The following is a 10770-nucleotide window of genomic DNA, read 5'->3' on the forward strand; positions in this document are numbered from 1 at the left end:
TTCGATGGTGATTACCGAGCCGTTGCTCAGGGTCACAGTGACTGGCGTGCCGGCCGGGTTGGTCAGGGTCGCGGTGTAAACAATCGAACCGCCTTCAGCCACGGTGCCGGTGGCTGTCAGCGACAGGTTGGTGTCGTCGATCGAATCGGTAATGGTGGTGGTCGCTGGCGTCGTGTTCGGCACCAGGTTTTCGAAATTGCCGCCGGTAGCACCGGTGATGGTGGTGCTGACGGTGCTGCCATTGTTGTAAACGTCGTTGGCCGCAGTCGGCACGTTGACCGATCCAGTGGTCTTGCCGGCGTCAATGGTGATGGTCGAGCCGTTCGACAGGGTGATCGTCACCGGGGTTTGCGCGGCGTTGGTCAGCGTCGCGGTGTAAGTGATCTGGCCACCTTCGACGACCGTACCAGTGGCGGTAAGGCTCACGCTGGTGGTGTCGATCGAGTCGGTAACGGTGGTGGTCGCCGGCGTGGTGTTCGGCACCAGGCTTTCAAAGTTGCCGCCGGTAGCGCCGGTGATCGTCGTGGTGACGGTGCTGCCGTTGTTATAAACGTCGTTGGCCGGAGTCGGCACGTTGACGGTGCCAGTGGTCTGGCCGGCTTCGATGGTGATGGTCGAACCGTTCGACAGGGTGACGGTCACCGGCGTCTGCGCCGGGTTGGTCAGCGTCGCGGTGTAGGTGATCTGGCCGCCTTCGGTGACGCTGTTGCCGGCGGTCAGCGTGACGGTGGTGGTGTCGATGGTGTCAGTGACCTGGGTCGTGGCCGGGGTGGTCGGCGGGGTCACGGTGATGCCGTTACCGCCAGTGGTGCCGGTGACGGTCACGTCGATCTGGGTCGGGTCGTTATAAACGGTGTCGTTCGGTGCCAGTGGCACGTTGACGGTGCCGGTGGTAGAGCCAGCCGGAATCACGATCACCGAGCCGTTGGACAGGGTAATGGTCAGGTCGGTCAGCGGCGCCTGGGTCAGGGTTGCGGTGTACACCAGCACGCCGCCGGCTTCGGTGATGGCCGGCGTGGCGCTGAGGCTCAGGGTCGACTCACGCAGGGCGTTGGTGGTGGTGTCGGTGGTCTGGCCGCCGGTGATGTTTTGCGCCGCTTGTGCGCCGGCGTTGATGCCCGCCGTCGGGAAGCCGATGGTCGGGTCGACGCGGCCAGCGGTGGCGTCGAGCATCACGAAACTGTGGCCGCCACCAGCGGCACCGCCAGTGCCTGCGGCGGTGGCGCCGGCAGCGGTGGCTTCAAGGGCGGTGGTCGGGTCGGCACCGGCGGCGATGGCCTGCTGCAACTCGGCTACAGAGGGCGCGGCCTGTGCGGTGGCTTCGGCCAGGTCAGTGCTGGAGTCGGGCGCGTTGGCGCTCCACTGGGTTTCGCGGCCCAGGTCCAGGGTGCGGCCATCAGCCAGTTCCAGCGACACGGCGCCAGAGAGGCCAGTGTCAATCTGATCGCCGACAAACAGTCGATCGCCTTCAACGAGTACGCGGCGTACGCCCTCTGGGGACACCACGAATACCTGACCGACAATGCTTTTGACGACGGCAACAACACTGCTCATTGAAGACTCTCCGGGTGTCACGTTCAGTTGACTTCCATACACCTGATGGCTCGGGCGCCGATTCAGTCTGGACGTACTTTTAAAATTTGCGAATCAAGATTGACGCATGTTTTCGTCAATAATTTGGCTATATTCTTTCGCGATTAACTTTATGCCAAACTATTGACCTTATGGGTGCCATCCTAAACAATCGCCCCACTAATGTCACATTGATATTTCCGCGGCGACCTGTCCTTTAGCGTGTGATCCAGTTCCTGTTTTGAACTTTCCGACATACGGTCAATCTGGTTGCCATCATCCGACGCAGCGCCACGTTTTGCTGTGATTCAAGACAAGAAGTTCTGGGAAATTCCTATCATGCGTTCGCCACTGCTTTTCGCCGTACCCTTCGCTCTCGCCGCCTCGTTTGTACAAGCACAATCCTTACCAGAAGCCATGCAGCAGGCACTGGATGTCCATCCGGAAATCCAGGCAGGGGTCAACAGTCGTTTGGCTGCGGATTATCAGTTAAAGGCAGCAAAAGGTGGATACCTGCCCAAGGTCGATCTGCTCGGCGGTTATGGTCGTGAGGGCACCGACAGCGTGACCACTCGCGCCAACGGCGGTGGCAATCACTGGGAGACCCTGAACCGCAGCGAGTCAAGTTTACGTCTCTCGCAAATGGTCTTCGACGGTTTTGCGACATCCAGCGAAGTCGGGCGTCAACAAGCCACCGTCAACTCCCGCGCCTACTCGTTGCTCGGCACTTCCGAGCGCACCGCACTGACCGTCGCCCAGGTGTATCTGGACGTGCTGACCCGCCGCGAATTCGTGCGTCTGGCCGAGGAAAACCTCAAGAGCCACCAGCGCATCTATGACCAGATCCAGTTGCGCACCCAGCGTGGCGTCGGCAGCGGCGCCGACCTCGATCAGGCCGAAGCGCGGATGGCCCAGGCGCGCAACAACCTGATCACCGAACAGACCAACCTCGCCGACTCCGAGACCAACTTCCTCAGCGCCGTCGGCCAGATGCCCGATCAGTTGGAGCGCCCGGCACCGTTCATGGCGATGATGCCGGCCAACCTCAATGAAGCCCGCGCACAGATGCTGGAGAACAGCCCGATCCTGCGTTCGGCCGAGTCGGACATCGCCGCCGCCGAGAAGCAGTACGAAACCGCCAAGTCGACCTTCTACCCGCGTTTCGACGCCGAACTGGGTCGCACCGCCGACAACGATCTGGACGGCCAGAACGGTCACAACAACGAGTGGCAGGCCATGCTGCGCATGCGCTTCAACCTCTATTCGGGCGGCAGTAACAAGGCCGACCTGGAATCCAAGTCGTACCTGTCGAACCAGGCGCTGGACATCCGCAACAACGCCCTGCGTCAGTTGAACGAAGAGCTCGGTCTGGCCTGGAACGCCTTGAACAACGCCAATGCTCAGGTGCCGATCGCTCAGCAGTACGTCGACCACAGCACCTCGGTGCGCACCGCTTACCAGCGTCAGTTCAGCCTCGGCGAGCGCACTCTGCTTGACTTGCTCGACAGCGAGAACGAGTTGTTCACCGCTTCGCGGCGTCTGGCTGAAATCAAAAACATTCAGTTATTTACTCAGTATCGAATCAAGGCGACCATGGGCGAGTTGCTCAGAAGCCAGGGAGTGGTCGCGCCATTGGCATCCGTTGTGCAGAACGACGTGAAGCCCAAGGTCCAGCTGCCTGGGATGAATTGAGTTATCCCTTTTCAACTGTCAAAGAGTGTCGAGCGTGGAATCAGAAGTCAGTCGAGTTCAACTCAGTCATGATCCACGCGCGTTGCACGACGATCCGTTACTGGACGGTCTGCTCGCCCTTTGCATGCTGCACCAGAAACCCGCCAGCGCGGCGATGCTGACTACCGGCCTGCCGCTGCCCAAGCAACGCCTGAGCGTCGAGTTGCTGCCCCGCGCCGCCGCTCGCGCCGGGCTCCAGGGCCGAGTGCTGCAACGCAAGCTGGAAGAAATTCCGGCGATCGCCATGCCGGCACTGTTGCTGCTCAAGGACGGCCGCAGCGCCGTCCTGCTCGGCTGGCAGGGTGAAAGCGACGCCCGGGTGCTGCTCAGCGAAAGCGACGGCGGCGAATCGGTGGTCAGCCGCGAACTGCTGGCCGACGACTACACCGGCAAAGTCTTCTTCGCCCAGCCGCAGCACAAATTCGACGTCAACCACGGCACGCTGATCCCGCGTGCACGCTCGTGGTTCCGCGATACCCTCAAGCGTTCGCGCTGGCTGTACGCCGATGCGATCGCCGCCAGTTTCCTGATCAACATCATCGCCATGGCCGCGCCGCTGTTCGTGATGAACGTCTACGACCGCGTGGTGCCGAACCAGGCCGAAGCGACCCTGTGGGTGCTCGCACTGGGCATCACCGGGGCCTATATTTTCGACCTGATCCTCAAGAGCCTGCGCAGTCTGTGCCTGGACCTGGCCGGGAAGAAAACCGACCTGATCATCTCCGCCACGCTGTTCGAGCGCATCGTCGGCATGGCGATGAAATACCGCCCGGCGCGGGTCGGCAGCTTTGCGCAGAACATCCATGAGTTTCAGAGCCTGCGCGACTTCCTCGCTTCGCTGACCCTGACCAGCCTGATCGACCTGCCGTTTACCATCCTGATCTTCATCGTCATCGCCATTCTCGGCGGGCACCTGGTGTGGATTCCGGTGCTGGCGTTCCCGATTGCCCTGCTGATCGGCTATGCCTTGCAGAAGCCGCTGGTCGCGACGATGGAGCGCACCATGGCCCTCGGTGCCGAGCGCCAGTCGAGCCTGATCGAAACCCTCGCCGGCCTCGACGCGGTCAAGGTCAACAACGCCGAAAGCGAACGCCAATACCAGTGGGAACAGACCATCGGCACCCTCAGCCGCCTCGAGCTGCGAGTGAAAATGCTCTCCGGTCTGGCGATGAACATCACCCTGCTGATCCAGCAACTGGCCGGGGTGATCATGATCGTCTTCGGCGTCTACCAGATCATCGCCGGCAACCTGAGCATGGGCGGTCTGATTGCCTGCTACATGCTCAGTGGCCGCGCACTCAGCCCGCTGGCCTCGCTGTCTGGCCTGCTGACGCGTTACCAGCAGGCGCGGGTGACCATGACCTCGGTCGATCAGATGATGGAGTTGCCACAGGAGCGCAATTTCGAAGAACGCCCGCTTAGCCGCAAGGTCCTGCAGGGCGCGATCGAATGCCGCCAACTCAACTTCACCTACCCGGAACAACAGAACCCGGCGCTGAAGAACATCAACCTGGTGATCCGTCCCGGCGAGAAGATCGGCATCATCGGCCGCAGCGGCTCGGGCAAGAGTTCGCTGGCGAAACTGCTGGTGGGCCTGTATCAGCCGGACGACGGCGCGTTGCTGGTCGACGGTGTGGATATCCGCCAGATCGACGTCAGCGAACTGCGCTACAACATCGGCTACGTGCCGCAGGACATTCAGCTGCTGTCCGGCACCCTGCGCGACAACCTGGTGTCCGGCGCACGTTATGTCGAGGACGAACTGGTGCTGCAAGCCGCCGAACTGGCCGGTGTCCACGAGTTCGCCCGTCTGCACCCGCAAGGTTATGAACTGCAAGTCGGCGAGCGCGGACAAAACCTGTCCGGCGGCCAGCGGCAGAACGTCGCCCTTGCGCGGGCACTGTTGCTCAATCCACCGATCCTGTTGATGGACGAGCCCACCAGCGCCATGGACAACACTGGCGAAGAACGCCTCAAGCAACGCCTCGCGGCGGTGATAGAAAACAAGACCGTGGTGCTGGTGACGCACCGGGCGTCGCTGCTGTCGCTGGTGGATCGCCTGTTGGTGGTCGACCGTGGGCAGATTCTCGCTGACGGTCCGAAAGCGGCGGTGATGGAAGCGTTGAAGAAGGGGCAGATCAGTGTTGCTTAAGTCGGGTGTCAAGGATTCGATCCGTCGCTACTTCAAGGGCTCTGCTTCGTTGCAGGGCCAGCCGCTGCCGGAGGTCAACAAAGCGCTGATCGAAGACGCCCCACGCGTCGTGCGTCTGACCATCTGGGCGATCATCGGCTTCTTTATCTTCCTGCTGCTGTGGGCCAACTTCGCCGTGATCGACGAAGTGACCAAGGGCGACGGCAAGGCGATTCCGTCGTCGAAGATCCAGAAAATCCAGAACCTGGAGGGCGGGATCGTCTCCGAGCTGTTCGTCAAGGAAGGCCAGATTGTCGAAGCCGGTGCACCGCTGATTCGCCTCGACGATACGCGATTTGCCTCCAACGTCGGCGAAACCGAGGCCGATCGGCTGTCGATGCTGCTGCGCGTCGAGCGTCTGAGTGCCGAGGTCGATGACCGTCCGCTGAATTTCCCTGAAGACGTGCTCAAAGCCGTGCCGGGCCAGGCGAAAAGCGAAGAGTCGCTGTACATCAGCCGCCGCCAGCAACTGCACGACGAGATCGGTGGTTTGCAGGAGCAGTTGATCCAGCGTCAGCAAGAGCTGCGCGAGTTCAGCTCCAAGCAGGCGCAGTATCGTCAGCAACTGGGCTTGCAACGTCAGGAAATCAACATGTCCGAGCCGCTGGTGGCGCAGGGCGCGGTGTCCCCGGTAGAAGTCTTGCGCCTCAAGCGTGCCGAGGTGGAAACCCGTGGTCAGCTCGACGCCACCACCCTGGCAATCCCGCGTGCGGAATCGGCGATCAAGGAAGTGCAGCGCAAGATCGACGAGACGCGCGGCAAGTTCCGCAGCGATGCGCTCACCCAGCTCAATGAAGCGCGCACCGACCTGAACAAGGCCCAGGCCACCGGCAAGGCGCTGGAGGATCGGGTCAGCCGGACGCTGGTTACCTCGCCCGTGCGCGGCATCGTCAACAAGTTGCTGGTCAACACCATCGGCGGGGTGATTCAGCCGGGCAGCGACATGGTCGAAATCGTACCGCTGGATGACACCTTGCTGGTCGAAGCCAAGATCCGTCCGCAGGACATTGCCTTCCTGCACCCGGGGCAGGAAGCGATCGTCAAGTTCACCGCCTATGACTACACCATCTATGGCGGGTTGAAAGCCAAGCTGGAACAGATCGGTGCCGACACCATCACCGACGAAGACAAGAAAACCACCTACTACATCATCAAGGTGCGCACCGAGCGCAGCCACTTGGGTACCGATGAGAAACCGCTGTTGATCATTCCTGGGATGGTCGCGTCGGTGGACATCATCACCGGCAAGAAGTCGGTGTTGAGTTACCTGCTCAAGCCGATCATCCGGGCGCGAGCCGAGGCGTTGCACGAACGTTGATTCTCTAGTGGCCTGACCGGCTTCATCGCTGGCAAGCCAGCTCCCACAGAGTTCTTGGTTGGAACACGATCATGTGATCGACATCAGAACCTGTGGGAGCTGGCTTGCCAGCGATGGCGTCCGATAAATCGCCGCATTACGCCCAAAAGTGACACTAATCGTCACTCACCATCCAGTCCATTCCTCACCATCCGCCATATCGTTATTCATTAACGGTATTTAATTTCCAGTTCTTATAGCTTTAAAGTCGTCCCCCTGCGTACCTGCCGACCAATCGGCGCGCCGCACGACCTGAACCAACACGCAATCCAGCGTGAGTGTCTGATCGACGAGCGCGCCCGTGAGCGCGTCGTGCGTGGGAGATTGAAAGATGTCCGCAGCTACTGCCACCCCAAGCGCCGCGACTGCCGCGCCGCAAACCTTCGAGATTCGTCCGTTCAGCGGTGCCGTCGGTGCCGAAATCATCGGCCTGGACCTGACCCGCCCGGTCAACGACCAGGACTTCGCCCGCATTCACCGCGCGCATCTGGATCACCACGTTGTGGTGTTCCGCGACCAGCGCATCACCCCGCAACAGCAGATCGACTTCAGCCGCCGTTTCGGCGTGTTGCAGATCCACGTGCTCAAGCAGTTCCTGCTGGCGGATCACCCGGAAATCCTCATCGTTTCCAACATCGTCGAAAACGGCCAGAACATCGGCCTCGGCGATGCCGGCAAGTTCTGGCACTCCGACCTTTCCTATAAAGAGCTGCCGAGCCTTGGCTCGATGCTGCACGCGCAAGAACTGCCATCCGAGGGCGGCGACACCTTGTTCGCCGACATGCACAAAGCCTGGGACCACCTGCCTGAAGCGCTGCGCAAAGCGGTCGCAGGTCGCTCGGCCGCGCACTCCTACACGGCGCGCTACAGCGAGACCAAATTCGAAGGTAACTGGCGTCCGACGCTGACCCCGGAGCAACTGGCCCAGGTCGCCGAAGTCGTGCACCCGATCGTCCGTACCCACCCGGAAAACGGCCGCAAGGCGCTGTTCGTCAGCGAAGGTTTCACCACGCGCATCGTCGGTTTGCCGGAAGACGAGAGCAAACAGCTGCTCGCCGAGCTCTATGCCCACAGCGTGCTGCCGCAAAACATCTACCGCCACCAGTGGCAGCCCCACGACATGGTGTTCTGGGACAACCGTTCGCTGATCCACCTCGCCGCCGGCTGCCCCGCGCACCTGCGCCGCAAGCTGTATCGCACGACCATTCAGGGCGACGCGCCTTTCTGATTCGCCGGAGATTGATCAAATAATGAACGCCCCCTTGCAAGGCCACGCGGCCAGCAACCCGATCGCTCGCAGCGAAGCGCTGCTGGCGGTCGATCATGTCAGCCTCGAATACCGCACGCCGCAACGCGTGGTGCGCGCCACTCACCAGGTCAGTTTCGAAATCGATCCGGCCGATCGCTTTGTGCTGCTCGGCCCGTCCGGTTGTGGCAAATCCACGTTGCTCAAAGCGGCCGCCGGTTTCATTGCGCCGAGTGAAGGCGAGATCCGCCTGCAAGGTCAGCGGATCGAGGGGCCGGGTCCGGACCGGATCGTGGTGTTTCAGGAATTCGATCAGCTGCCACCGTGGAAAACCGTCAAACAGAACGTGATGTTCCCGCTCCTCGCATCGCGCACTCTGAAGAAGAAAGAAGCCGAAGAACGCGCGCTGCACTATTTGGAAAAAGTTGGCCTGGCGGCGTTCGCCGATGCTTATCCACACACGTTGTCCGGCGGCATGAAGGCGCGGGTGGCGATTGCCCGGGCGCTGGCGATGCAGCCGAAAATCCTCTTGATGGACGAGCCGTTCGCCGCGCTGGATGCACTGACCCGGCGCAAGATGCAGGAAGAATTGCTGCTGCTCTGGGAAGAAGTGCGCTTCACCTTGCTGTTCGTCACGCACTCGATCGAAGAGGCACTGGTGGTCGGCAATCGCATCCTGCTGCTGTCACCCCACCCGGGGCGGGTGCGCGCTGAAGTGCACAGCCATCAATACGATCTGCAAAGCCTTGGCGGCGTGGCGTTTCAGGAATCGGCGCGGCGCATTCATCGCTTGCTGTTCGATGAAGGCCAGTCGCCGGAAACCGAGCGTGACCACGACTTCAACGACATTCGCATCGCTTATTGAGCGGCCAGGAGGACTACCCGATGAGCCATTCATCATCCGTGCGTGAAGAATTCGAAATTAAGTTGGAGCCGCTGACCGAAGTGCCGGTCGAGCGCGAGTTGTCCCTCGGCACGCAGCTGTGGCAACAGGGCTGGCTGCGTAAAGGCCTGATCCTGATTGTGCTCGCTGTCGTGTGGGAAGTGGTCGCGCGGATTCAGAACAATGACCTGATGCTGCCGAGTTTCCTGCAAACCAGCCATGCGCTGTTCGACGGCCTGCTCAGTGGCGAGTTGCTGGCCAAGGTGTGGATATCGCTGGTGGTGTTGCTCAAGGGTTATCTGATCGGCATCGTGCTGGCATTTGCCCTGACCACGTTGGCGGTATCGACGCAGTTGGGCCGTGATCTGCTGAGCACGATGACCTCGATGTTCAATCCGTTGCCCGCGATTGCCTTATTGCCATTGGCGCTGCTGTGGTTTGGCCTCGGGCAGAACAGCCTGATCTTCGTGCTGGTGCATTCGGTGCTGTGGGCGCTCGCGCTGAACACCTATGCCGGGTTTCTCGGCGTTTCGGAAACTCTGCGCATGGCTGGGCGCAATTACGGTTTGAAGGGTTTGCGACTGGTGCTGTTTATTCTGATCCCGGCGGCGCTGCCGTCGATTCTTGCCGGGCTGAAAATTGGCTGGGCGTTTGCCTGGCGCACATTGATCGCGGCAGAACTGGTGTTTGGTGCGACCAGTGGCAAGGGTGGGTTGGGCTGGTACATCTTTCAGAATCGCAATGAGCTGTATACCGACAAGGTGTTTGCCGGGTTGGCGGTGGTGATTTTGATCGGGTTGCTCGTTGAGAATCTGGTTTTCGATACGCTGGAGCGGGTGACCGTTAAGCGGTGGGGGATGCAGCGGTAATTCTGTGGCGTTGCGGCTGGCCCCATTGCTGGCAAGCCAGCTCCCGCAGGTTTTGCGGTGGCCGTAGACTTTGTGAGCTCCCTAAATCAATGTGGGAGCTGGCTTGCCAGCGATGGCGTTCTGTCGGGCGCCTCCTTACTTAAACGATGTTTGCTAGCATTGCGCGCAGATCAATCCTGATCAGCCACGAGTGCTCTGTATGCAACTGCCGGACATGAACCTGCTGGTCGCCCTCGACGCCTTGCTCGACGAGGGCAGCGTGGTCGGTGCTGCGCGGCGGATGAACCTCAGCCCGGCGGCCATGAGCCGCACGCTGACGCGCATCCGCGAAGCCATCGGCGACCCGATCCTGGTGCGCGCCGGCCGTGGCTTGGTGCCCACACCCAAAGCCCTGGAATTACGCGAGCAGGTGCGCGATGTGGTCGAACACGCCGCGCTGTTGTTCCGCTCGGCAGACGCCGTCGAACTGGGCACTCTGCGCCGCCGCTTCAGCATCCGCGCCAACGACTTTTTCGTCGGTGTGTACGGTGGAAAACTGTTCGACACCCTCGACCAGCAGGCCCCGCATTGCGAATTACGCTTTGTCCCGGAAGGCGACGGCGACGATGAAGCGTTGCGCGAAGGGCGGATCGACCTGAGTGTCAGCAATACCCGGCCGGTGACCCCGGAAGTGAAAGTGCAGAACCTGTTCTCCACGCATTTTGTCGGTCTGGTGCGTGAGGACCATCCGTTGCTCGACGGCGAAATCACCGCCGAGCGTTATGCCGGTTTCTCCCACATCAGCATGTCGCGTCGTGGCATTGCCCGTGGCCCGATTGATACTGCGCTGAACGCCTTGGGGCTGGAGCGGCGGGTGGCGGTGATCGCGCCGAGCTTCCATGCGGCGATGTTTGCCTTGCCTGATTCCGACCTGATCCTGCC

The 10770-nt window shown here is 61.2% G+C and carries 8 protein-coding genes; 7 read left to right on the forward strand and 1 reads right to left on the reverse strand.

Annotation, left to right across the window (positions count from 1 at the left end):
• A partial coding sequence (locus DBR24_RS32775; protein WP_256591619.1) for a retention module-containing protein occupies window positions 1-1554 on the reverse strand: 1554 nt, incomplete at its 3' end.
• Between the two features lie 357 nt (window positions 1555-1911).
• On the opposite strand from DBR24_RS32775, the gene DBR24_RS18370 reads away from it, so the two are divergent.
• The 7 genes from DBR24_RS18370 to DBR24_RS18400 all read left to right on the forward strand — a co-directional run.
• Complete coding sequence (locus tag DBR24_RS18370) at window positions 1912-3264, forward strand: TolC family outer membrane protein (protein WP_123470337.1); 1353 nt, start codon at window positions 1912-1914, stop codon at window positions 3262-3264.
• 34 nt (window positions 3265-3298) lie between these two features.
• Window positions 3299-5455, forward strand: coding sequence for a type I secretion system permease/ATPase (locus tag DBR24_RS18375; protein ID WP_128615452.1), 2157 nt, complete (start codon window positions 3299-3301; stop codon window positions 5453-5455).
• Window positions 5445-6812 (forward strand): HlyD family type I secretion periplasmic adaptor subunit, encoded by a 1368-nt coding sequence (locus DBR24_RS18380; RefSeq protein ID WP_128615453.1) that lies wholly within the window; start codon window positions 5445-5447, stop codon window positions 6810-6812. The genes DBR24_RS18375 and DBR24_RS18380 overlap by 11 nt, the downstream gene beginning before the upstream one ends.
• A 370-nt stretch (window positions 6813-7182) precedes the next feature.
• Window positions 7183-8079 (forward strand): TauD/TfdA family dioxygenase, encoded by an 897-nt coding sequence (locus tag DBR24_RS18385; protein ID WP_123470344.1) that lies wholly within the window; start codon window positions 7183-7185, stop codon window positions 8077-8079.
• A 22-nt stretch (window positions 8080-8101) separates the two neighbouring features.
• Complete coding sequence (locus DBR24_RS18390; protein ID WP_128615454.1) at window positions 8102-8962, forward strand: ABC transporter ATP-binding protein; 861 nt, start codon at window positions 8102-8104, stop codon at window positions 8960-8962.
• Window positions 8963-8982: 20 nt separating this feature from the next.
• Complete coding sequence (locus DBR24_RS18395; protein ID WP_128615455.1) at window positions 8983-9849, forward strand: ABC transporter permease; 867 nt, start codon at window positions 8983-8985, stop codon at window positions 9847-9849.
• Window positions 9850-10048: 199 nt separating this feature from the next.
• Window positions 10049-10770: LysR family transcriptional regulator (locus DBR24_RS18400; RefSeq protein ID WP_256591621.1), on the forward strand; the 722-nt coding region annotated here is incomplete at its 3' end.

Source organism: Pseudomonas sp. HMWF006, assembly GCF_003061205.1.
Lineage (GTDB): Bacteria > Pseudomonadota > Gammaproteobacteria > Pseudomonadales > Pseudomonadaceae > Aquipseudomonas > Aquipseudomonas monsensis.

Excerpts from the sequence above, each read along its gene's own strand:
- DBR24_RS18370 (WP_123470337.1), top strand. The coding sequence starts at position 1,912 with ATGCGTTCGCCACTGCTTTTCGCCGTACCCTTCGCTCTCGCCGCCTCG.
- DBR24_RS18385 (WP_123470344.1), top strand. The coding sequence starts at position 7,183 with ATGTCCGCAGCTACTGCCACCCCAAGCGCCGCGACTGCCGCGCCGCAA.
- DBR24_RS18390 (WP_128615454.1), top strand. The coding sequence starts at position 8,102 with ATGAACGCCCCCTTGCAAGGCCACGCGGCCAGCAACCCGATCGCTCGC.
- DBR24_RS18395 (WP_128615455.1), top strand. The coding sequence starts at position 8,983 with ATGAGCCATTCATCATCCGTGCGTGAAGAATTCGAAATTAAGTTGGAG.